Raw genomic sequence first — 23,444 nt, forward strand, 5'->3', positions numbered from 1 at the left:
TACAAATTATATGTATAAATATAACCGAAAAAAAAGCTATCAGCTTATAATATTTCTTAATCTTTAAGATCATCATTTGAAAATGAATAAACATAAATAATAAATAAAATCAATCAAAATAAAAAAATGTTATCCCTTTAACATGCAAAATATTATTGATGAACTCTCTTGGAGAGGTTTAATTCAAAATAAAGTCCCTGGGGTAGAAGAACAATTAAAAAAACGTACTATTATATATATTGGATTCGATCCAACATCTGATTCTTTACATTTAGGAAGTTTACTCCCCATTATTATATTGATTCATTTTCAGAAAATGGGGCACAAATCCTTAGTATTAATTGGAGGAGCTACAGGTCTTATAGGAGATCCATCTGATAAATATGATCGTAGAATTTTTTTGAGCAAAAAAACTTTACATAAAAATATAGAATCTATAAAAAATCAACTTTGTAAACTCTTAGAATTTCATTCAGAAAAAGCAGAGCTGTTAAATAATTTTAATTGGATGAAAAATATTTCCTTTTTAAAATTTATACGTGATATAGGAAAACACTTTACTATAAATTATATGATATCTAAAGATTCTGTAAAAAAACGTATTCACAATAAAAATGACGGAATTTCTTTCACTGAATTTTCTTATTCTCTCATACAAGGATATGATTTTTTTTATTTAAATCAAAAAAAAAATTGCTTTCTCCAAGTTGGTGGATCAGATCAATGGGGAAACATTATTACTGGAATAGAACTTATTAGAAAAAAAACTGGGAAAAAAGCATATGGAATCACCTTCCCTTTGATAACAAAGTCTAACGGAAAAAAATTTGGAAAAAGTGAAAAAGAAGAAAATATATGGTTGGATAAAAACCGCACTTCTCCATACAAATTCTATCAATTTTGGATAAATGTATCTGATGTTGAAATTGAAAAATTTATTAAAATTTATACTTTTCTTCCTCAAGAAGAAATTCATTCTTTAATTTTAAAACATAGAAATAATCCAGAAAAGAGATTTTTACAAAGAAAATTAGCGTATGAAATGACAAAATGGGTTCATGGAAATGAAGCCTATGAAAAAGTGATAAAAATTTCAAATCTTTTGTTCGAAAAAAAGTATACAAATACTCTATTACAATCTTTAGATGAAAAAACTTTATTTTCTATATATCAAAATATACCGAATATGCTTTTTTCTAAAAAAAAGTTTGAAAAAGGGATTTATTTATTAGATTTATTAATATTAAGTAAATTTTTTTCTTCTAAAAGTAAAGCTAATCGTGCTTTAAATGCAAATTCAATTTATATCAATAAAATCCCCATCAAAAAAAATATATTACTGAATAAAAAAAATATAATAAAAAAAAGATATATATTACTTCAATTTGGAAAAAAAGAATTTTTCATTGTAAAACTTAAATAAAAATAAAGTTGATTTAATATCCAAAATTTTTTAATTTTTTATAATTTGATCTCCAATTTTGACATACCTTTACATTTAATTTTAGATATACTTTTTTCTTAAAAAAATCCTCCATTCTTTTTACAGAAAAATATCCTAATTTTTTTATAGAATTCCCTTGATTTCCAATTATAATCTTTTTTTGAGAATCACGCTCTACGTATATAGACGAAAATATATCTATAAAAATTTCATTTTCTTGGAATTGTTCTGTAGAGATTTCAACGGAATAAGGAATTTCTTTTTTATAGAAAAAAAATATTTTTTCTCTAATAATTTCATTAACAAAAAATCGTTCCGATTTATCACTTAAAATCCCTTTTGGATAGTAAGGAGGATGTTCAGATAACAATCCTAAAATTTTATTCATAAGTAAATCTTGGTTCATTTTTTTTAATGCAGATATAGGAAGTATTTCTGAATGAGGAATAAATTCATGCCAATCATCTATTGTATCATAGAATAACTTTTCATTTTTTATCCCCATTTTATCTATTTTATTTATTAAAATAATAACAGGAATATTCTTTTTTTGAATAGAATTCAATATAAAAGAAAAATATTTTTTTTTGAAAAAATTCAATTTTCCTATTTCTGTTACCAATAAAACGATATCAGCATCTTCTAAAGATTTTTCTACGTATTGCATCATCATTCTTTGCATAAAAGAAATTGGGTTTAGAATAATTCCAGGAGTATCAGAAAAAATAATCTGAAAATCAGATTCATCAATAATTCCTAATATTCTATGACGAGTTGTTTGTGGTTTATTCGTAATAATAGAAATATTTTCTCTTACAAGAGAATTTATTAATGTGGATTTTCCTACATTTGGAAATCCTATAATATTAACAAACCCAGATTTATGAATCACTACACTACTAAATCAATAGTTAATTAATTTGTTGATTCTTGTATTTTATCCTTCACCGTTTCTGATTCTGATTGTTGTCTAAATACAATTCCTTTTTCTTTAAAAAAATCTACTACTATTTTAGTATTATTATGTATTCTTCCTTGAAGAATTTTTTTAGAAAGATTATTTAAAATATCATGTTGAATCACTCTTTTTAATGGTCTGGCACCAAAATGAGGATCATACCCTTTTTCAGATAAATATTCTATTGCCTCATTTGTCGTTTCTATATGAATATTTTTATTTAATAATAATAGTCCTAATTTTTTCATTTGTAATTGAACAATTACTTTAATTTCTTTTCTAGAAAGAGGTTTAAATAAAATTATTTCGTCAATACGATTAATAAACTCTGGTTTTACTATATTTTTTAATAAATCTATCAAAGATTTTTTTATGAATTCCATTTCATTGGAAAAATAAATTTCTTGATCTTGATCTAGTTGATCTAATTTTTCTTGAACAAGATCCGCACCTATATTGGAAGTCATGATAATAATTGTATTTGTACAATTAACTGTACGCCCCTTATTATCTGTCAATCTTCCATCATCTAATACCTGTAAAAGAATATTAAAGATATCTGAATGAGCTTTTTCTATTTCATCTAACAAAATGACACTATAAGGACGAAGACGTATAGCTTCTGTAAGTTGTCCACTTTCATCGTAACCAACATATCCAGGTGGAGCTCCAATCAATCTGCTTACTGAATGACTTTCTTGATATTCACTCATATCTATACGAACCATATTATTTTCATTATCAAAAAGATATTCTGCTAACGTTTTAGCCAATTCTGTTTTTCCTACTCCTGTACTTCCCATAAAAAGAAAAGATCCTATAGGTTTTTTCTCATCTTGAAGTCCAGCTCTAGAACGTCGTATCGCATTTGCCACCGATTGAATAGCATTCTCTTGACCTATAACTCTTTGATGTAATTTTTTTTCTAAAAATAACAATTTTTCTTTTTCACTTTGTAACATCTTAGTAATTGGAATTCCAGTCCATTTAGAAACAACTTGAGCGATATCCTCCCTAGATACTTCTTCTTGTATCATTTTTTTTCCATTTTCATTTTGTTTTTTTAATTGTTTTTCAAATAATTTAACCTTTTTTTCTTCTTCTTTAATTTTACCATATCTTAATTCAGCTACTTTTCCATAATCTCCTAATCTTTCTGCCTGTTCTGCTTCAAACTTAAAATTTTCTATTTTATCCTTAGATTTTTGTATTCCTTCTACCAAATCTTTTTCACTTTGCCATTGATCTTGTAATTTTTTTCTTTTTTCATTTAATTTAGCTAATTCTTTTTTTAAAGTCACTAGTTGTTTTTCATCATTTTCTCTTTTTATAGCTTCTATCTGTATTTCCATTTGCATTATTTTTCTGTGCAAAACATCTAGTTCTTCAGGTTTTGAATTAATTTCCATTCTTAGTTTCGATGCGGCCTCATCAATAAGATCAATAGCTTTATCAGGTAAAAATCGTTCATTAATATAACGTTTAGACAATTCTACAGCAGCAATAATTGATTCATCTTTAATTCTTACTTTATGATGACTTTCATATTTTTCTTTAATTCCACGTAATATAGAGATGGCATCTGTCACAGATGGTTCATCAACATAGACTTGTTGAAATCTTCTTTCCAAAGCTTTATCCGATCTAAAATATTTCTGATATTCATTTAAAGTAGTTGCTCCTATAGCACGAAGTTCCCCTCTTGCTAATGCCGGTTTAAAAATATTTGCAGCATCTATAGAACCTTCTCCTCCTCCTGCATTGACTAAAGTATGTATTTCATCTATGAATAAAATGACATCTCCATTTGAAGAAGTAACTTCTTTTATAACTCCTTTAAGACGTTCTTCAAATTCTCCTTTATATTTAGCTCCTGCAATAAGAGATGCCATCTCTAAAGAATAAACTTGTTTGTTTTTTAAATTCTCTGGAATATCTCCATTAATAATACGATGAGCTAATCCTTCAGCAATAGCTGTTTTTCCAACTCCAGGTTCTCCAATTAAAATTGGATTATTTTTTGTTCTTCTCGATAATATTTGTAAAACTCTACGTATTTCTTCATCACGTCCAATAACAGGATCTAATTTTCCTTTATTTGCCCAATCATTAAGATTTTTTGCATATTTTTCTAAAAAATTATAAGTATTTTCTGCAGTTTGATAGATTACATTTCCACTTTTTTTTCTTATATTTTCTATGATTTTTTTAATATCATTTTCCGTAATTCCTTGATTTTTTAATACTTGAGAAGTAGAATCGGAACTCATAAAAATAGCGTAAAAAAGATGTTCAATTGAAATAAATTTATCTTTCAAACTATTAGCATAAATTTCTGCTCTATTTAACATTTGTACGACATGATTACTTAAATGTTGAGTAATTATCCGACTCAATACTTTAGGATAAGTAGAGATAATACGATCTACTCCTATCATTATTATTTTATGATTTATATTTAATTTTTCTAAAAAAAAAGGAATAATATTCTCCTCTATCTCTAATAAAGATTTTAAAATATGTGCATTTTCAATAGATTGTTGATGATTTTTTAACGCAATTTGTTGCGCTTCTTGTATAACTTCTTGAGATTTTATAGTAAACTTATTAGAATTCATAAAAAATGAAATTTTTTTTAGGACAAAGTAGTTATCTAGTCTTTATTCTTTTTTATTTAGAATCTTTTTCTTAAGAAGTTCCATATTTTTTTTATTATTGTGCAGAATAATCATAATATTAGTATGAATAATAATTTATTTTTTATTTATCAAAATTCATAATTTTTATTTTCAAAATGTATTTTTGACAATCATTATAGCATCAATTTATAAATTATAAAAATCATTTTTATGATAAATTCGTGTTTTTATTTATTATTATGATGATAAAAAAAGAAGAAATACAATCTCTTTCAGAAAGAATCAATAGAATTCATGATGTTCTTAACATTAAAGAAATGAAAATATTTCTTGATAAAGAACAAAAAAAATTTTTTGATCCTAATTTTTGGAAGAATTATAAAAAATATCAAATTTTCATAAAACGTTTACATGCTATGAAAACATGTATGAAAGATTTTTTTGAATTAAAAAACGCTATGGAAGAATTAGAAATTCTTTTTTCTTTTTCTAAAGAAGAAAATATTGAAAAAGAACTTCATATTCAATTTAATAAAACTAAAAAATTACTATCAAATATAGAATTAAAAAATCTTTTTTCTAAAGAAGAAGATATTTTAAACGCAGTATTACAAATTTCTTCTGGAGCAGGAGGGACTGAAAGTTGTGATTGGACATCTATGTTAATGAGAATGTATATCATGTGGGCAGAAAAAAATAAATATTTTATTAAAAAAATTCATCATCTTCCTGGAGATGTTACAGGAATTAAATCCGTAACTTTAGAACTTGATGGATTATATGCTTTTGGATCTCTTAAAGGAGAAAATGGGGTTCATAGATTGATACGAATCTCTCCATTTGATAATAACTCAAAACGCCATACTTCTTTTTCTTCTGTTTATGTTTATCCTTTAGTTGATAAAGATATAGATATTGAGATCAACCCTTCGGATATACAATGGGAAACTTTTCGTTCTGGAGGAGCAGGAGGACAAAATGTTAATAAAGTAGAAACAGGAGTTAGATTACGTCATATTCAAACAGGGATTACTATAGAAAATACAGAATATCGTTCACAAATACAAAATAGACAAAAAGCTTTACAGCTTTTAAAATCTAGATTATTTGAAATAGAAATCGTTAAAAAAAATGAAAAAAAAAACAAAATAGAATCTGAAAAAAAAAAAATAGAATGGGGATCTCAAATACGAAATTATATCATGCACCCTTACAAATTGGTAAAAGATTTACGAACAGGTTATGAAACAACCCAAATTTATTCTGTAATGAATGGAGAAATAGATATTTTTTTAAAAAAATTTTTGGTATACAATAAAAAAATAGAAGAAAAAGAAAACGAAAGAAAAAAACTTTAAATTTTTTTTTATTATTATTATTTAGAACATTACATTAAACATTAATTCTTCTATTTTTTCAATCGATGAAAATTCGTTACGCGGATCTTATAGATCAAACTTTTGATTTTCCTACAGAGGAATTTACTATTAAAAATAATTTATTAGAATTTCATGGAATTCCATTAATGGATCTTATTCAAAAATATGGAACTCCATTAAAATTTACTTATTTGCCAAAAATATCTCAAAATATACAAAAGGCTAGAAAATGGTTTGAGAAAGCTATTCATTCTAATCAATATAATAACAAATATACTTATTGTTATTGTACAAAAAGTTCTCATTTTTCTTTTATCTTAGAAGAAGTATTGAAAAATAATACTATTAGTAGTATTGAAACTTCATATGCTTATGATATAGAAATCGTTAAAAATCTTTATCAAAGAGGAAAAACAAATAAAAATATTGAAGTGATTTGCAACGGATTTAAAACTCATAACTATATAGAAAATATATCAGAATTGATTAATAACGGTTTTTATAATACTATTCCCATATTAGACAACTCTGATGAATTAGAGAAATTCAGTTTATTTATCCATAATTATCCATTTAAATTAGGAATAAGAATTGCTTCCGAAGAAGAACCTAAATTTGAATTTTATACTTCTCGTCTAGGAATTGGATATAAAGATATCATTTTTTTTTACTTAAAAAAAATAAAAGATAATCCTAAAGTAAAACTAAAAATGTTACATTTTTTCATCAATACGGGGATTAAAGATACGGCTTATTATTGGAATGAACTCTTTAAATGTTTGCATATTTATGCTAGACTAAAGAAAATAGCTCCTGAATTAGATATTCTAAATATAGGGGGAGGTTTTCCTATTAAAACATCTATGTCTTTCAAATATGATTACGAATATATGACTAATGAAATTATTTATCAAATAAAAAAATTTTGTCAAGAAGAAAATATCTTAGAACCACATATATATACAGAATTTGGTGCCTATACAGTAGGAGAAAGTGGAGGAATTTTATATAAAATTCTTAATCAAAAACGTCAAAATGACAGAGAAAAATGGAACATGATAGATAGTTCATTTATGACTACTCTTCCTGATACTTGGGCTATAAGTAGTAGATTTATCATGATGGCTATCAATCGTTGGAATGATTCATATGAAAGAGTTTTTTTAGGAGGATTAACATGTGATAGTGAGGATTATTATAACTCAGAACAACATATGAACGCCATTTATCTTCCTTGTTTTCGTGAAAACATTCCACTTTATATTGGTTTTTTTAATACTGGAGCATATCAAGATACAATTAGTGGATATGGAGGGGTTCATCATTGTTTAATACCTCAACCTGTTCATATTTTAATCGATCATGATGATAAAAAAAACTTTGTATACAGAATATTTCGTCACTCACAAAATTCTGAAGAGATTTTAAAAATATTAGGTTATTAAAAAAAGGTTCAAGATGAAGGAAAAAAAAACTTTTGCAGGAATTCCTAAAAAATACGCCTCACTTGAAAAATCTAAAATTGTCCTTATTCCTGTTCCATATGATTATACAGGAACATGGAAAAAAGGATCTAAAAAAGGTCCAAAAGCTTTCTTATCTGCAGCAGAACATATGGAATTATACGATATTGAAACTAATTCCGAAGTATACAAAAGAGGAATTTTTCTTGTTCCACCTATTGTAAATCCTTCAATTTCTTCCAAAAAAATGATAAAAAAAGTATACGAAATAACAAAAAAATACCTTTTAAAAAACAAATTTGTCACTCTCGTAGGAGGAGAACATTCTATTTCAATAGGGAGTATTCGAGCGTTTGGAGAAACATATACTGATATGAGTATTCTTCATATGGATGCACATACGGATTTACGTCCTATATATAATGGAGATCCTTATAATCACGCTTGTTCTATGCATGAAGCATCCAAAAAATATCCTGTTATACAAATTGGAATTCGCAGTATGGATATACTAGAAAAACAATATATACAAAACGAAAATGTATTTTATATTCATGATCTTTATCAAGATGATTTATGGATGAAAAAAGCCATTCAAAAATTATCTAACAATGTATTTATAAGTATAGATATAGATGTTTTTGATCCAAGTATAGCCCCTTCTACAGGAACACCAGAACCAGGTGGAATGTCTTGGTACAAAACTTTAAATTTTTTAAAAATGGTATTTGAAAATAAGAAAGTTATAGGGTTTGATCTTGTAGAACTATTGCCAAACGAAAAAGAATCTTCTACAGATTTTTTAGTAGTTAAACTCTATTACAAATTATTGTCATACAAATATGAATTAATTACAACATAATTAATTATTTTTGATAATGAATCAAAATCAAAAAATCATAGTCGCTATAGATGGATATTCTTCTTCTGGAAAAAGTACTCTTGCTCAAGAAATATCTAAAAAATTAAAATACATTTATATAGATACTGGAGCAATGTATAGAAGTATCGCTTTACTAGCGATTCAAAAAAATGTTTTCAATAGCGATTTGTGGAATATCACTAATTTTATTCCTTTTTTAAGGAATATTGATTTTCAATTTCAATGGAATAAAACATTAAATAAAACAGATTTTTTTTTAAAGAAAAAAAATGTTCAAGATGAAATTCGTTCAAAAGAAGTCACCAATAAAGTAAGTTTAATAGCTAGAATCCCAGAAATTCGTGATATATTAACAATGAAACAGAGAAATTTTGTAAATAATATTCATAATAAAGGGATTATTATAGATGGAAGAGATATAGGAAATATTATTTTTCCTCAATCAAAATTAAAAATTTTTATGACAGGATCTATAGAAACTCGTTCTTATAGAAGATATCAAGAAATTCAAAAAAAAGGAGAATTAGATTCTTATGAAGAAATAAAAAAAAATATTCTCTATAGAGATATGATAGACATTTCTCGTCAAATTTCTCCACTTAAGAAACCTATTGATTCCATAGAAATCGATAATACATCTCTAAATCCTGAAAAGCAATTAACGCGTGTCCTTCAATTGATAGAAGAAAATATTTCTTCTAAAAAAAAGTAAATAGGAGGTGGTAAAAATAAAAGAAATCATATATGAAACTTTTAAACGGAAAAATAGCAATAGTAACAGGAGGGTCAGGAGATATTGGAAAATCTATTGTGAAAACATTTGTAAAACATGGAGCTTATGTTATTTTTACATTTTTTTTTTCAAAAAATAATGCTAAAAAATTATCTAATGAATTGGGGAATTCGGTAGAAGCGCATAAAATAGATCTTACAGATTTTAATTCTTCACAAAATTTCGTAAAAAAAGTTATGGAAAAATTTGGAGGTATAGATATATTAGTCAACAATGCTGGAATCATAAAAGATAATTTATTACTTAGAATGTCTGAAAAGGATTGGGATCAGGTTATCAGAACTAATATTTATTCTATTTTTTATCTCACAAAATATGTCATTAGCTCTTCTATGATAAAACAAAAAAATGGAAGCATTATTAATATGAGCTCTGTTATAGGAGTCACAGGAAATTCTGGACAATCTAACTATGCTGCATCTAAAGCGGGAATTATTGGATTTACTAAATCAATTGCTAAAGAATTAGGTAAAAAAAATATTCGTTGTAACGTCATAGCTCCTGGATATATTGAGACAAGAATGAATTCTCATTTTCAATCAAAAATAAAGGAAAATTGGATTAAAAATATTCCGTTAAAAAGACCTGGAATTCCTCAAGATGTAGCCAACTGTAGCCTATTTCTTGCGTCCGATCTTTCTAATTATATTACTGGAGAAGTATTAAATGTCAACGGAGGATTAATTTGAATCATTATGTATTCAAATAAAAAGATTGTGCAAAGTTTAGGAGAAATTCTAATAGCAAAATCTATTTTCCACATCATAATATCTCCAGGATCTAGAAATGCTCCTCTCATCATCCATTTTACACAGCATATGTCTTTTAAAACTTATAGTATTGTAGATGAACGTTGTGCAGGTTTTTTTGCTATAGGAATTTCACAACAAATAAAAAAACCCGTAGTTCTCAGTTGTACTTCTGGGTCCGCAGTAGTTAACTATTATCCTGCAGTTACAGAAGCTTTTTATCAAAACATTCCTCTTATTTTTATCACTGCAGATCGTCCTAAAGAAATTATAGATGTTTTTGAAGGGCAGTCTATTCATCAAGAAAATATTTTTAAAAATCATGTTGAATCATTCATTCAACTAACAGAAGATGAATCTAAATCAGGATTATGGTATAATGATAGATTAATTAATGAATCTATTAATCTATGTATTTTAAAAAAAAAACCTATACATATTAATATTCCTTTTTCAGAACCTCTTTATGAAACAACAAACTGTTTACAAGTAAAACCTAAAATTATAAAAACGATACCTGTGAATAATTTTATTGAAAAAAATCAATATAAAAAAGAAAAATATATATGGAAAAAATCTAAAAAAAAAATGATTTTACTGGGGTTATATTCTCCAGAAAAAAAAATGGAAATGGAAAAAATGTTAAAAAATTTAAGTATGGATCCTTCTATAGTCATTTTCACAGAAACAACATCTCATATTATATCTGAGAAATTTTTTTTTTCATGCATAGATCAGCTTATTTTTGGTATGAAATCTAAAGATTGGATTCAATTAAAACCTAATCTTTTATTAACTATTGGAATCAATATTATATCCAAAAAAATTAAATTTTATTTACGAAAATATCCCCCTGTGTATCATTGGCATATAGGAGATCATCAAAATCATTATCCAGATACTTATTACAAATTAACAACCTATTGGCCTATCAAACCAGAAGCTTTCTTAAAAATATTTTTTTTTCAGAATAACAACAATAATAATCATTCACATTCATTATTAGATTATAGATATAAATGGGAAAAATTAAGAAAATTAAGAAGAAAAAAACAGGATACCTTTTTAAAAAAAGAAAAAAGTTTTTCAGATATTAAAGTTTTATTTTTTATATTCAAATCCATTCCTAACAATTCCATTTTACAATTAGGAAACAGTACCATTATACGATATTATCAACTTTTTAATAAAAAAAAATATTCTGTTCAATCTTATTGTAATCGTGGAACTTCTGGAATAGATGGGAGTGTTTCTACAGCAATAGGTTCTGCTGTTATCAGCAAAAAAAAAACTGTGACACTAATTATTGGAGATATAAGTTTTTTTTACGATAGTAATGCTCTATGGAATAATTATGTACCAAATAATTTTCGAATTATACTTATTAACAATGGAGGAGGAAATATTTTTAGATTTATTTCAAAAATACCTAAAAAAAGTTTTAATTTTTTTGAAACAAAACATACTTTTACTGCAGAAAAAATTTGCAAAATGCATAATTGGAAATATGAAAGGGTCTCAGATAAATTTTCTTTGAAAAAAAGTTTATATGTTTTCTGGAATCAATATGATATTCCTTGTTTATTAGAAATCATCACTCAAAAATACAATAATGCAGAAATCTTGAAAAGATATTTATCTTAATAATTTTTCATTGTATTTTTTTAGGAATAAAATGAGTAAAAATAATATCCCAGATAGCTTTAATCCTTGCAAGGATTTCTCTAAACTGTATTTTGGAATCAAAAGATAAACTTTTTGCATTAAACCCTATGACATCTAATCCTAAACAATTACCTATAAAAATAGCTCTTTCATTATGAAATTTTTGAGAGATAATAGTAAATTTTTTTTGATTAAAAATTTTGTGAACTCTTTTTACAGAATGTAAAGTACTAATTCCTAAAAAATCTTCGTAGATAAAATAAGAAGGAATTCCTTTTTTCATTAATTCTTTTTTCATCATTTTTGGTTCATTATAATTCCTTTCTCGGTTATCTCCACTAACAATTATATAACGAATTTTCTTATGAAAAAAAAGAAAATAAGCTGCATCTATTCTATACTGAAAATAAGCGTTTATTCCTCCTCCATGTAAATATTTAGAAGTCCCTAAAACGACTCCGAATGTATTATATGGAATGTCATCAACATGATCATAACTCTTTCTTATTGACCATAAACTAATTCCAAAATAACAAAAAACAAAGAATAAAACAATAATAAAAAATATACGTTTTATTTCTAATTAAAATACACAATACACAATACAATAATCGCATTCTTAAAAAGAATCATCTTCAATCACCCATTCCCCTTTGTCCAAAAAAAATTCCACTTGTTTAAATTTTATATTTTTAGTTTCTCCAGTAATTAGATGACGGATATTAATTCTATTATTTCTTCCTAACTTTTTTCCATCTTTTTTCCCTTTCACTTTCAAAAAAGGATCTATATCTATCATCATCTTATTGTTATTTGGAATACATAAAACATCACTTCTCATAATAGTAGATTGAAGCAAAAAAGAAATAACTTTTTTGTTTATTTCATAAACTCTTTCTTGAAATAAATTAAAAGCATTCTTCTTATAAACTATTAAAGGATCCTTTTGTTCAAAAACAGCATTCTGCACTGAAGATCGCAAATTATCCATTTCTCGTAAATGTTCTTTCCATTTTTCATCTAGAAAACACAATATAGTTTTTTTTTCAAACATAGAGAATAAAGACCTTCCCTCACTATCATAAATTTCTTTCAAACTTGATACGGAACGTATATTAGTTCTTCCATCTGTAAAAATAATCTGAACTTGATAAGTTTCATGATTTTTTTCAAAAATATTAGATATATTAGATATAATAGGAAAAAAATTTTCGGAAATCATTTTTTCTTTTTTCTTTTCATAAAAATCTATAATTTTATCATGAAGAAAATTGATACAATCACGTTCTTTATACGAAAAAAATTCCTTTTCTTGTATAGGAAAACGAATTCCAAAAGTTTGAAAAAATTCAAACTCCAAATTTTTAAAGTCATTTAAGGATTTTTGTCCCCATAAAATCATAACATCTAATAATAGATACACCATATTAGATATATCTAAACTTAATTCATTTTCACAACACAACGCGTTTCTACGTTTTTTATAGATAAATTCTCGTTGTTTATTAATCACATCATCATAATCTAATAAACGTTTACGTATGCTAAAATTATTATCTTCTATTTTTTTTTGTGCTCTTTCTATAGACCTTGTTAACAGAGGATGTTGTATAATATCCCCTTCTTTATGACCAAAACGATCCATTAGTTTTGACAATCTTTCTGAATCTATAAATAAACGAATTAAATTATCTTCTAGAGAGACATAAAATTGAGAAGTACCTGGATCCCCTTGACGTCCAGAACGCCCTCTTAACTGATTATCTACTCTTCTAGAATCATGTCTTTCAGTTCCTAATACAGCTAATCCTCCATATTTAACTACTTCTTTAGAAAGTTTTATATCCGTTCCTCTACCGGCCATATTGGTTGCTATAGTTACAGCTCCAGGAAGACCTGCTTTTGCTATTATTTCTGCTTCTTTATCATGTAATTTAGCATTCAAAACATTATGTGTTATTTTTCTAAATTTCAAAGCTCTGCTAAGAAATTCAGAAACTTCAACAGAAGTTGTTCCAACAAGAACTGGACGTTTTTCATTTTTAGATAAATGAATAATTTTTTCTATAATATCGTTATATTTTTCACGTTGTGTTTTAAAAACAAGATCTTGCAAATCCTTTCTTTTTATAGGTTTATGAGTAGGAATCACCACCACATCCAATTTGTATATATGCCAAAATTCTCCAGATTCTGTTTCTGCTGTTCCCGTCATTCCAGATATTTTTTTATACATCCTAAAATAATTTTGTAAAGTGATTGTTGCAAAAGTTTGACTGGAAGATTCTATTTTTACATGTTCTTTTGCTTCAATAGCCTGATGAAGTCCATCAGAATAACGTCTTCCTTCCATAATACGACCAGTTTGTTGGTCGACAATTTTCACTTTTCCTTCTAATACGACATAATCAACATCTCTTTCAAAAAGAGTATAAGCTTTAAGAAGTTGATTGATAGTATGGATACGTTGTGATTTAACAGTAAAGTTTTTTAAAATTTTTTCTTTTTCCTTAATTTCTTTTTCTTTAGAAAAATTTTTTTTTTCTAGTTCCGTAATTTCTACATTTATATCAGGCAATACAAAAAAACCTATGTCTTCTACATTTTTAGATAAAAACTCAATCCCTTTATCTGTTAATTCTACAGTATTATTTTTTTCATCTATAACAAAATAAAGATCTTTGTCTACTCTATACATATCCCTACCATTGTCTTGTAATAAATATTGACTTTCTACCCTTTGTAAAATTAAACGAATATTATCTTCACTTAAAAATTTTATTAAAGACTTTTTTTTTGGTAATCCACGATATGCTTGAAAAAGTTTAAATCCCCCTAATTTTTTCTCTCCAGACTTTATTAAACTTTTAGCCTCATAGAAAAAATTATTTACTTCTTTATTTTGTTGATTTACAATATCTTCTACTTTTTTTTTCAAAAATTTAAATTCATCTTTATTATCTTTATCAGGTTGAACAGGACCTGAAATGATTAAAGGAGTACGGGCTTCATCGATTAGAACAGAATCAATCTCATCTATAATAGCATAATTTAATTCTCTTTGAACCAATTCTTCTTTAGAACTTGCCATGTTATCACGTAAATAATCAAATCCAAATTCATTATTAGTTCCATAAGTTATATCAGCTTGATAAGCCTTTTTACGTAAATCTATGTTAGAAGACAGATAGTTATCAATACAGTCCACTTTTAATCCATGAAATTCCATTAGAGGAGACATCCAACTCGTATCTCTTTTAGACAAATAATTGTTTACCGTAACAATATGGACCCCTCTTCCAGAGAGAGCATTTAAATAAGCAGACAAAGTCGCAACAAAAGTTTTTCCTTCTCCTGTAGCCATTTCAGCTATCTTTCCTTGATGAAGAACCACTCCGCCCATTAATTGAACATCATAATGAACCATATCCCAAATAATAGCTTTTCCATGAGCATCCCATTTATTTTTCCAAATGGCCATTTTTTTATGCAATAAAACATAAGGTTTTGTTTTTGAAATTTCTTCATCAAAAAATGTGGATTGAACTATCAGTTCTTTTTTTTCTTTAAATCGTTTTGCCGTTTCCTTAATCACAGCAAAAGCCTGATAGAAAATACTTGTTAATACTTTTTGTTCTTCTTTATAACATTCTTCTTTTATTTTTTCTAAATTAGAGTAATTCTCTTCTAGAGAATTTAGAGTACAAGATTTTTCTTGTATTTTTTTCAGTATCAATTTTTCTTCTTCATAAAATTTTTTTGTACATGTTTTTATGATATTTTTGAATTTTTTAGTTTTATTTCTTAATTCATCATCTGATAATAACGATATTTTTTTTTCTTCTTCTTTGATATGAATTAAAATTTTTCTAACCTCTTGAAGGTCTTTTTCATTCTTATTTTCTAAGAACTTTTTTAAAAGATTTCTAAAAAAATTCATTAGTATAAAATGTTATAAAACATATTTTTTAATTTGAATTATAATAATTAAAGTTCATATTCATCTCTATTCCAATAAAAATCTTCATCATCACGTGGATAATCTGCCCATATATCTTCTATGGATTCAAAAACTTCTCCTTCCCCGTTTTCTAATTGTTGGAGATTTTCTACCACTTCTAATGGAGCACCAGTACGAATAGCAAAATCAATTAATTCCTCTTTTGTTGCAGGCCAAGGAGCATCTTCTAAATGAGAAGCTAATTCTAAAGTCCAATACATATTATATTATTGATATTGATTGTTCTACTGAATTTTATTTGAAAAAAAATGAACTTTTTCATAAAATTACAAGATAAAATTAGTGAATTTAAATTACAAATAATTTGATATTTAGTTAGTATTTATTTTTTTTTGATCTATGAAAAAATTTCCTAAAATTGTGTTTATAGGAGGAACACATTTTTCTCTTTTTTCTTTAAGAGAATTATTTACTCATCAATATAATATTGTAGGAATAATCACAAATCCTGATAAACCTTTTTTTAGTAAAAAAAGAGGAAATGGCCCTCCTATAAATCCTATAAAAAAATATGCATTAGAAAATCATATTCCTTTTTTACAACCAAAAAATCTTCTTGATTCTTCTTTTTTAAGAAATTTGAAAATTTGGAATGCAGATATACAAATAGTTGTTTCATTTCGAATTTTACCTAAAAACATATGGATACATCCAAAAATGGGAACTGTTAATTTACATGCATCTCTTCTTCCCCAATACAGAGGAGCTGCTCCTATCAATTGGACGATTATAAATGGAGAAAAAAAAACTGGATTAACTACTTTTTTCATTTCTAATCAAATAGATGCTGGAAATATTCTTTTACAAAAAGAAATAAAAATAGGTAGAAAAGAAACAGCAGGAGAACTAGAAAATAAATTAAAAAAAATAAGTGGATCCATCATCATAGAAACATTAGAAGGAATTATTAAAAAGAAAATCAAACCTATTTCACAAAAAGAAACTATTATTACGACGACTAGTCGTCGTAATTTACCATTAAAATATGCTCCAAAAATATCTACTAAAAATTGTAGAATTCATTGGGAAGAAACTTCCATCGAAGTTATTTACAATAAAATTAGAGGGCTTAGTCCCTATCCAACTGCATGGACCATATTATTTTTCAATAAAAATAAATTTGTTAGATTCAAAATTTTTGTTGTTGAAACAATACGAAAAAAACACTCTTTTCCAGTTGGACAAGTAATTATTTCATTATACAGAATGAAAATTTCTGTAAAAGAAGGGTTTATATCTATTCTTGAAGGACAAATAGAAGGAAAGAGAAAAATGAATATAAAAAATATCATCAATGGAATGAAAATAAGAAAAAATATTTTTGTTCAATGAACAAAGTCTTTTTTTTTGTTTACATATTTTTATCCATTATAAATCTTTTATATTTGTTTTTTTAAATTAAAAAATAAAATTTCCATGAATAAAACAGAATTGGTAAATTCAATAGCTGAAAAAACCGGGATTACAAAAATAAAAGCGAAAAATGTAACAGATGCATTTATTGATACCGTCATTGAATCTCTAAAAAAAGGAGATAAAGTAACATTAGTAGGATTTGGAACTTTTTCTGTTGTCAAAAGACATCCTAGAAATGGAATTAATCCTAGAACAGGAAAAAAAATTCATATTCCAGGAAAAAAGGTCGCTAAATTTAAAATAGGAGCTGAATTGACAAAATTGTAAAAAAAAGGAAACTAGTTAGTTAGTGTAATTTTTTTGATTGGATTCATCTACTAAAAACTTATTTTTTCTTCTATGTGTATGTGTGTTTGTTGTTGTATATTATTTATAGTTTAGTTTCTGCTTTCTATTCTAGAAGAAATAGATGTTTCTTTATGTTGTATTATTATTGTTGTATGGATTATGATTTTATGGAGATAATCTATATAATTTCCACTTTTTTTCTTCTTTATTGTATAAATTGTAAACTAATCTATCATGAAGTCTATTTGGTTGTCCTTTCCAAAATTCCATTTTATATGGTTTTACAAGATATCCTCCCCAATAAAAAGGTCGTTTTATCCTGTTTTTTTGAAAAAAATTACTCCATTTTTTATACTGATTTAATAAATGCTCTTTGGAGGGAATGATTGTACTTTGTTTTGATGCCCAACATCCTATTTGATTTTCTTTAGGTCTTTTATAAAAATATTCATCTGATTTATTGATTGATAATTTAATAACATTCCCTTTAATAATCACTTGTCTTTCTGTATTTGGCCAATAAAAAGAAAGACAAATTTTAGGATTTTTTTTTATAGCTATTCCTTTAAAACTTAAATAGTTAGTATAAAAAATAAATCCTTCTTCAGAATACATTTTTAATAAAACGATTCTCGTTTCGGGAACTCCATCTTCTCCTATAGTTGAGATAGACATAGCATTAGGTTCCTCATTTATTGGATGAATATTTTTTTCTTCTTGAAACCAAGAATGAAATAATATTAAGGGATCCAAAGGAACATCAGATTCCATTAAAGAATTTTTTTTATAATTCTTTCTATAATGACTTAAATCAAAAATCATAATATTTCTTTTCTAAAAGATAATTAAAAATATACTACCTTTATTTTTTTTTTATTCTATTCTCACGTAACAAATTTTTTGATACTATACTTGGATTAGTTAGATAGATAAATAAATATTTTATAAGGCGTGATAGCTCAGACGGTTAGAGCGTTGGATTCATAACCCAGAGGTCGGGGGTTCAATTCCCCCTCACGCTATTTATTATATAAAAAAAGTAAAACATGCATTTTTCTGTTTCTAGATTTTCTTTTTTACAAAAATTATATGCTTTACATAAAATCATTACCCCTCCTAGGAATTCAGAATATTTTCTTCTTGAAATTTTTGGAGAAAAATTAATGATCATGTTATCAGATTCAGAAAATCTCATTACTACAGAAATACAAGTATATGTGAAAAAGTATTCAAAAGAAAAAGTAGCTGTACATCCCCAATTGATAATAGATATTTTAAGGACATTTTCAGATGAAACTCTTCTTATTAAGTTCAAAAAAGAAAAAAAAATACTGAATATTGGTTCAAAACAAGGGGATTACAACATTCCTATTATTTTTAAATCTCATTTGACGTATTTTAACAAAAAAAAACTATCACACATATTACATCCTAAAAAAAAAATTACCTTATTTTCAAACATGCTTTTGAATATTTTAAATAAAACTTTGTTTGTTATTGAAAATAATAAAGAAGAATTAAGACCTATTATGAACGGAGTTTTTTTTCAATTTTCTTCATATGGATCGACTTTTGTCGCTACAGATACTTACAAATTAGTCAAATACACTATAGATCATATTAAATTAGACCAATTTATTGAATTTACTATTCCCAAAAAATCTCTTAATATCCTTAAGAAAATTTTAATTAATGAAACCAATGAAAAGAGCAAAGTTACTATTGAGTATCATAATAAAATGGATCTAAAATTTTATTTAGAAAATGAAACTTTTTCCTGCTTATTAATAAACGAAAAATATCCGAATTATAACTCGTTTATTCCTAATAAATATGATGTCTCATTTATTATAAATCGCATTTCATTTCTAAATTCCATCAAAAGAATATCTATTTTAAATAAAAAAAAAACAAGTTTTATTCGTTTTTATTTTTTAAATGATAACAGATTAAAAATTTATGAAGAAAATGCTAGAATTTCTAGTTTTTTAACAATCATTCAATATGAATCTGAATCTATTGATAATAGTTTCCAAAAAAAAGAAATAAAAATAGGATTTAATTCCCAATTTTTAATTGAAATATTATCTTCTTTTAATGAAGATTTTGTTAGATTTGAATTGTATTCTACTTTCAACAAAGTAGGTATTTTGAGACCAATTAATAATAAAAAAGAAGAATCTATTTTAATATTGATTATGTCTGTTATAATATTATGAGAATATCATATAATTGGATAAAAAAATATATTTCTACTGATCTTAGTATAGAAAAAATATCTAATATTCTTACTGAAATTGGATTGCCAGTAAAAAACATAAAAAAAACATTCATAGAAAACCATATAGAAGATAATATATTGGATATAGAAATAACCCCTAACCGTGCTGATGCTATGAGTCATTACGGAATCGCCAGGGATTTATACGCTGTTTTAACATTTCGTGGATACAAAGAAGTGCGTTTATCAAAACCAATAGTAAGTAATTATAAAAGAGATATCTATAATAATAATAAATATTGTTTTCAAATTTTTCTTGAAGAAAAGAAAAAATGTATCAGATATTCTGGAGTTGTTCTTTCTGAAATAAAAATAGATACATCTCCAATATGGTTAAGGTTTCGATTAAAATCAATTGGAATACAACCTATTAATAATATAATAGATGTTACAAATTTTGTAATGTATGAATTAGGACAACCTATCCATATTTTTGATATGGATCAAATTGAGGGAAAAAAAATTATAATAAAAAACGCGAAAAATCATACAATATTTAAATCTATTGATAATGTCACAAGAAAACTAAACGAAAAAGATTTAATTATCTATGATACAATAAAACCTTTATCAATAGCTGGGATTATAAATAGCAAAAATTCAAATATTAATAGAACAACTAAAAATATTTTTTTAGGAAGTGCTTATTTTGATCCAATTACTGTTCGTTCCATTGGAAAAAGACATCTGATAAAAACAGATGCAAAATTTAGATTTGAAAGAGGAGTAGATCCGAATCAAACTGTATATGCATTACAAAGAACCGCCATTCTCATAAAAGAAATTGCAAAAGGAAAAATTTGTTCCGATATCATCGATATTTATTCTCATCCTAGATTTCCTTTTAAAATAAAACTTCGTTATAAAAAAATTAGAGAGACTATAGGAAAATATATTTCAAATAATAAAATTAAAAAAATTTTATTATTACTTGAAATCGTTATTCTTTCTGAAAGTGAAAAATCGTTATTAGTTCTTGTACCACCTTATAGAATTGATGTCCAAAGAGAAATAGATTTAATCGAAGAAATATTACGTATTTATGGAATAAATAAGATAAAAACATCTAATACTAATATAAAAATATCTCCATATCCTAATTTTTCAAAAACAAAAGAAGAAATACAGAAAATTATTTCCAAACAATTGGTTGGTTATGGATTTCAAGAAATTGTAAATTATTCTATGAACAATAAAAACGAATATTCTTATTTATTAAATTCTTTTTTTAATAGAAAAGAGATTAATATAATGAATCCTACAAATAAATTTTATAATTCAATGCGTTCCAGCTTGCTATTTGGAATGATCAATTGTATAAAATCTAATCATAATAGGGGAAATAGAAAAACAAAATTTTTTGAAATTGGGAAAATATATTTTCAAAAAAATAATAAATTTTTAGAAAAAACCTTTCTAAGTATTTCTATATCAGAAATAGAAAAAAAAATTATAGATCCAAGAAATTCTTCTTCTTCCTTTTTTTCTTTAAAAGGAATCATAGAACAAATTTTTCAATTAAGTGGAATTAACAATTATTCACAAGTTTTATTTACACATCCTCTTTTGGAAAAAAGTATATCAATTCAATATAAAAACAAAAATCTTGTTGTATTAGGAAAAATAAAAGAAGAATTTTTTCTTCAACTTCAAAAAAAAGAAATATTCTATGCAGAAATTGATTGGGAATATTTGATATCTATCATTCAAGAAGAAAAAGTTACTTATGTTCCATATTCTAAATATCCTACTTCAAAACGAGATTTATCATTATTAATAGATAAAACTATTTCTTTTGAAAAAATTTATCAATTGATTAAAGAAAAAGAAAAAGGGTTAATAAAAAAAATTAAAATATACGATTTCTATGAAGGAAAAAATTTTCCAAAATCAAAAAAATCTTATACCATAAGTTTTTTCTTTGAAAGCAAAAATGAAACATTAACCGATGTTATTATTAATGAAATCATGAAAAAAATAGAAAAATTTCTAAAAAACAAATTAGGAGCAAAAATCAGAGAATTAGATCAATAATTTTTTCAAAATATTTCTCAAGCCAGTTTCATTTTCTATAATTTTAGAAATTTTATTGATATGAACTCTTTTTTGTAACATAGTATCTCTATATCTCATTGTCACTGTATTAGTTTTTACAGTATCATAGTCTATAGTAAAACAAAGAGGAGTCCCAATAGCATCTTGTCTACGATAAAGTTTTCCAATAGATTTTTTTTGGTCATAAATCAATCTATGATCTATTTTTAGATCATTGAATATTTTTTTTGCAATTTCTGGTAATCCATCTTTTTGAACCAATGGAAATATAGCAGCTTTTACAGGAGATAAATAAGGTGGTATTTTTAAAACTATACGTTGATTTCCATTTAATTTTTCTTCTTTAAGAGAAGAAGAAAATATAGCTAAAAAAAGACGATCTAATCCTAAAGAAGTTTCTATAACATAGGGAATAGAATTTTCTATTCTTAGTTTTTTTTTTGAAAAAATTTCATGATTTCTTAAATCAAAATCTCTACGGGAATGAATTCCCTCCATCTCTCTAAATCCAAAAGGAAAATTAAATTCTATATCGGAACCAATACTCGCATAATGAGCTAATTTATCATGATCTCGTAATTTATATTTTTCATTTCCTAAATTTAACTCTAAATGCCATTTTAAACGAATTTTTTTCCAATATTCATACCATTTCATTTCTTCTTCAGGAAGAATAAAAAATTGCATCTCCATTTGCTCAAATTCACGCATACGAAAAATAAACTGTCTTGCAATAATTTCATTACGAAATGATTTTCCTATTTGAGCAATTCCAAATGGAATTTTCATTCTATTAGATTTTTTAACATTGAAAAAATTAGAAAATATTCCTTGAGCAGTTTCTGGACGAAGAAATAAATCTCCTTTTTCTTCTTGAACTTTAAACATCATATTAAAAGGACGAATGTTTGTCCAATTTTTAGATCCACAGATGGGATCAGAAATGTTTAATTCTTCAATCAAAACACGAATATCTAAAAAATCATTTTTTTTTAAAGATTGATCTAAACGAGATAGTATTTCGTTGATTTTATGATTATTTTTATAACCTTTTTTTTTCCTAAAGTCCACATATTCTCTAATTAATACTTCAGGTTTGTATCTTTTTTTAGAATCCTTGTTATCAATGAAAAATTCATTAAATTTATCAACATGTCCAGAAGCTTTCCAAACATTAGAATGCATAAGAACAGAAGAATCCAATCCTACTATATTTTCATGGATTTGAGTCATAGACTTCCACCAATATTCTTTAATATTATTTTTTAATTCTACTCCATATTGACCATAATCATAAACGGCATTTAACCCTCCATAAATTTCACTAGACGGAAAAACGAATCCATAAGTTTTGGCGTGAGAAATCAAAAAATGAAAAAAATGACTATCCATGAAAAAAATTTTTTTAAG

The 23,444-nt window shown here is 25.4% G+C and carries 18 protein-coding genes and 1 tRNA gene; 12 read left to right on the forward strand and 7 right to left on the reverse strand.

Annotation, left to right across the window (positions count from 1 at the left end; genetic code table 11):
• Positions 1–142 precede the first annotated feature (142 nt).
• Positions 143–1,423: a tyrosine--tRNA ligase gene (tyrS, locus tag H0H53_RS02795; RefSeq protein ID WP_185870469.1), complete on the forward strand. Its 1,281-nt coding sequence runs from the start codon at positions 143–145 to the stop codon at positions 1,421–1,423.
• A gap of 13 nt (positions 1,424–1,436) precedes the next feature.
• Here tyrS and era read toward each other — a convergent pair whose 3' ends face one another.
• Together era and clpB are read right to left on the reverse strand one after the other, a co-directional pair.
• Positions 1,437–2,333 carry a GTPase Era gene (gene era / locus H0H53_RS02800; RefSeq protein ID WP_185870802.1) on the reverse strand — a complete coding sequence of 299 codons (897 nt, stop codon included), beginning with the start codon at positions 2,331–2,333 and terminating at the stop codon, positions 1,437–1,439.
• Between the two features lie 26 nt (positions 2,334–2,359).
• A complete protein-coding gene (gene clpB / locus H0H53_RS02805) occupies positions 2,360–5,020 on the reverse strand; it encodes an ATP-dependent chaperone ClpB (protein ID WP_185870470.1) in 2,661 nt (886 codons plus the stop codon).
• Positions 5,021–5,283: 263 nt separating this feature from the next.
• Between clpB and prfB the strand changes: the two genes are divergently transcribed.
• From prfB to menD, 6 genes are all read left to right on the forward strand, one after another.
• Positions 5,284–6,399, forward strand: coding sequence for a peptide chain release factor 2 (gene prfB / locus H0H53_RS02810; protein ID WP_185870803.1), 1,116 nt, complete (start codon positions 5,284–5,286; stop codon positions 6,397–6,399).
• Between the two features lie 65 nt (positions 6,400–6,464).
• Positions 6,465–7,865 (forward strand): type III PLP-dependent enzyme domain-containing protein, encoded by a 1,401-nt coding sequence (locus H0H53_RS02815; RefSeq protein WP_185870471.1) that lies wholly within the window; start codon positions 6,465–6,467, stop codon positions 7,863–7,865.
• A 13-nt stretch (positions 7,866–7,878) separates the two neighbouring features.
• Positions 7,879–8,745, forward strand: a complete 867-nt coding sequence (gene speB, locus H0H53_RS02820) for an agmatinase (RefSeq protein WP_185870472.1) — start codon at positions 7,879–7,881, stop codon at positions 8,743–8,745.
• Positions 8,746–8,761: 16 nt separating this feature from the next.
• A complete protein-coding gene (gene cmk / locus H0H53_RS02825) occupies positions 8,762–9,478 on the forward strand; it encodes a (d)CMP kinase (protein ID WP_185870473.1) in 717 nt (238 codons plus the stop codon).
• Between the two features lie 32 nt (positions 9,479–9,510).
• Entirely contained in the window at positions 9,511–10,248 is a 738-nt protein-coding gene (fabG, locus tag H0H53_RS02830; RefSeq protein ID WP_185870474.1) for a 3-oxoacyl-[acyl-carrier-protein] reductase, read from the forward strand.
• A gap of 6 nt (positions 10,249–10,254) precedes the next feature.
• Positions 10,255–11,952, forward strand: coding sequence for a 2-succinyl-5-enolpyruvyl-6-hydroxy-3-cyclohexene-1-carboxylic-acid synthase (gene menD / locus H0H53_RS02835; RefSeq protein WP_185870475.1), 1,698 nt, complete (start codon positions 10,255–10,257; stop codon positions 11,950–11,952).
• A gap of 7 nt (positions 11,953–11,959) precedes the next feature.
• On the opposite strand, the gene H0H53_RS02840 is transcribed toward menD, so the two are convergent.
• From H0H53_RS02840 to H0H53_RS02850, 3 genes are read right to left on the reverse strand one after another with little or no spacing between them, the layout of a single operon-like run.
• On the reverse strand, positions 11,960–12,550 hold the full coding sequence (locus tag H0H53_RS02840) for a SanA/YdcF family protein (RefSeq protein WP_317168604.1): 591 nt from the start codon (positions 12,548–12,550) through the stop codon (positions 11,960–11,962).
• A 42-nt stretch (positions 12,551–12,592) separates the two neighbouring features.
• Complete coding sequence (gene secA, locus H0H53_RS02845) at positions 12,593–15,913, reverse strand: preprotein translocase subunit SecA (protein WP_185870476.1); 3,321 nt, start codon at positions 15,911–15,913, stop codon at positions 12,593–12,595.
• A gap of 47 nt (positions 15,914–15,960) precedes the next feature.
• Positions 15,961–16,194 carry a DUF2795 domain-containing protein gene (locus tag H0H53_RS02850; protein WP_012821710.1) on the reverse strand — a complete coding sequence of 78 codons (234 nt, stop codon included), beginning with the start codon at positions 16,192–16,194 and terminating at the stop codon, positions 15,961–15,963.
• A 139-nt stretch (positions 16,195–16,333) separates the two neighbouring features.
• Between H0H53_RS02850 and fmt the strand changes: the two genes are divergently transcribed.
• Positions 16,334–17,326 carry a methionyl-tRNA formyltransferase gene (gene fmt, locus H0H53_RS02855; RefSeq protein WP_185870477.1) on the forward strand — a complete coding sequence of 331 codons (993 nt, stop codon included), beginning with the start codon at positions 16,334–16,336 and terminating at the stop codon, positions 17,324–17,326.
• 84 nt (positions 17,327–17,410) lie between these two features.
• The gene (locus H0H53_RS02860) at positions 17,411–17,677 is read left to right on the forward strand and encodes an HU family DNA-binding protein (RefSeq protein ID WP_185870478.1); all 267 of its coding nucleotides are present in this window, start codon (positions 17,411–17,413) and stop codon (positions 17,675–17,677) included.
• A 186-nt stretch (positions 17,678–17,863) separates the two neighbouring features.
• Here H0H53_RS02860 and pdxH read toward each other — a convergent pair whose 3' ends face one another.
• Positions 17,864–18,520: a pyridoxamine 5'-phosphate oxidase gene (gene pdxH / locus H0H53_RS02865; RefSeq protein WP_185870479.1), complete on the reverse strand. Its 657-nt coding sequence runs from the start codon at positions 18,518–18,520 to the stop codon at positions 17,864–17,866.
• 126 nt (positions 18,521–18,646) lie between these two features.
• Between pdxH and H0H53_RS02870 the strand changes: the two genes are divergently transcribed.
• The 3 genes from H0H53_RS02870 to pheT all read left to right on the forward strand — a co-directional run bounded on the left by H0H53_RS02870 (position 18,647) and on the right by pheT (position 22,013).
• Positions 18,647–18,720: transfer RNA gene (locus H0H53_RS02870), tRNA-Met, on the forward strand.
• Between the two features lie 24 nt (positions 18,721–18,744).
• Complete coding sequence (dnaN, locus tag H0H53_RS02875) at positions 18,745–19,917, forward strand: DNA polymerase III subunit beta (protein WP_185870480.1); 1,173 nt, start codon at positions 18,745–18,747, stop codon at positions 19,915–19,917.
• On the forward strand, positions 19,914–22,013 hold the full coding sequence (gene pheT, locus H0H53_RS02880; protein ID WP_185870481.1) for a phenylalanine--tRNA ligase subunit beta: 2,100 nt from the start codon (positions 19,914–19,916) through the stop codon (positions 22,011–22,013). Before dnaN ends, pheT begins: the two co-directional genes overlap by 4 nt.
• Here pheT and H0H53_RS02885 read toward each other — a convergent pair.
• Positions 22,002–23,426 carry a glycine--tRNA ligase gene (locus H0H53_RS02885; protein ID WP_185870482.1) on the reverse strand — a complete coding sequence of 475 codons (1,425 nt, stop codon included), beginning with the start codon at positions 23,424–23,426 and terminating at the stop codon, positions 22,002–22,004. The genes pheT and H0H53_RS02885 overlap by 12 nt on opposite strands.
• Between the last annotated feature and the right edge of the window lie 18 nt (positions 23,427–23,444).

This window comes from Blattabacterium cuenoti (genome assembly GCF_014251955.1).
GTDB classification, from domain to species: Bacteria; Bacteroidota; Bacteroidia; order Flavobacteriales; family Blattabacteriaceae; genus Blattabacterium; species Blattabacterium cuenoti_L.

Bases quoted from the DNA above. Each gene is read 5' to 3' on its own strand.
- fabG (WP_185870474.1), top strand. From the start codon at position 9,511: ATGAAACTTTTAAACGGAAAAATAGCAATAGTAACAGGAGGGTCAGGA.
- fmt (WP_185870477.1), top strand. From the start codon at position 16,334: ATGAAAAAATTTCCTAAAATTGTGTTTATAGGAGGAACACATTTTTCT.
- prfB (WP_185870803.1), top strand. From the start codon at position 5,284: ATGATAAAAAAAGAAGAAATACAATCTCTTTCAGAAAGAATCAATAGA.
- pdxH (WP_185870479.1), bottom strand. From the start codon at position 18,520: ATGATTTTTGATTTAAGTCATTATAGAAAGAATTATAAAAAAAATTCT.
- H0H53_RS02885 (WP_185870482.1), bottom strand. From the start codon at position 23,426: ATGGATAGTCATTTTTTTCATTTTTTGATTTCTCACGCCAAAACTTAT.
- cmk (WP_185870473.1), top strand. From the start codon at position 8,762: ATGAATCAAAATCAAAAAATCATAGTCGCTATAGATGGATATTCTTCT.
- H0H53_RS02815 (WP_185870471.1), top strand. From the start codon at position 6,465: ATGAAAATTCGTTACGCGGATCTTATAGATCAAACTTTTGATTTTCCT.
- tyrS (WP_185870469.1), top strand. From the start codon at position 143: ATGCAAAATATTATTGATGAACTCTCTTGGAGAGGTTTAATTCAAAAT.
- clpB (WP_185870470.1), bottom strand. From the start codon at position 5,020: ATGAATTCTAATAAGTTTACTATAAAATCTCAAGAAGTTATACAAGAA.
- H0H53_RS02860 (WP_185870478.1), top strand. From the start codon at position 17,411: ATGAATAAAACAGAATTGGTAAATTCAATAGCTGAAAAAACCGGGATT.
- H0H53_RS02850 (WP_012821710.1), bottom strand. From the start codon at position 16,194: ATGTATTGGACTTTAGAATTAGCTTCTCATTTAGAAGATGCTCCTTGG.
- dnaN (WP_185870480.1), top strand. From the start codon at position 18,745: ATGCATTTTTCTGTTTCTAGATTTTCTTTTTTACAAAAATTATATGCT.
- secA (WP_185870476.1), bottom strand. From the start codon at position 15,913: ATGAATTTTTTTAGAAATCTTTTAAAAAAGTTCTTAGAAAATAAGAAT.
- speB (WP_185870472.1), top strand. From the start codon at position 7,879: ATGAAGGAAAAAAAAACTTTTGCAGGAATTCCTAAAAAATACGCCTCA.
- menD (WP_185870475.1), top strand. From the start codon at position 10,255: ATGTATTCAAATAAAAAGATTGTGCAAAGTTTAGGAGAAATTCTAATA.
- pheT (WP_185870481.1), top strand. From the start codon at position 19,914: ATGAGAATATCATATAATTGGATAAAAAAATATATTTCTACTGATCTT.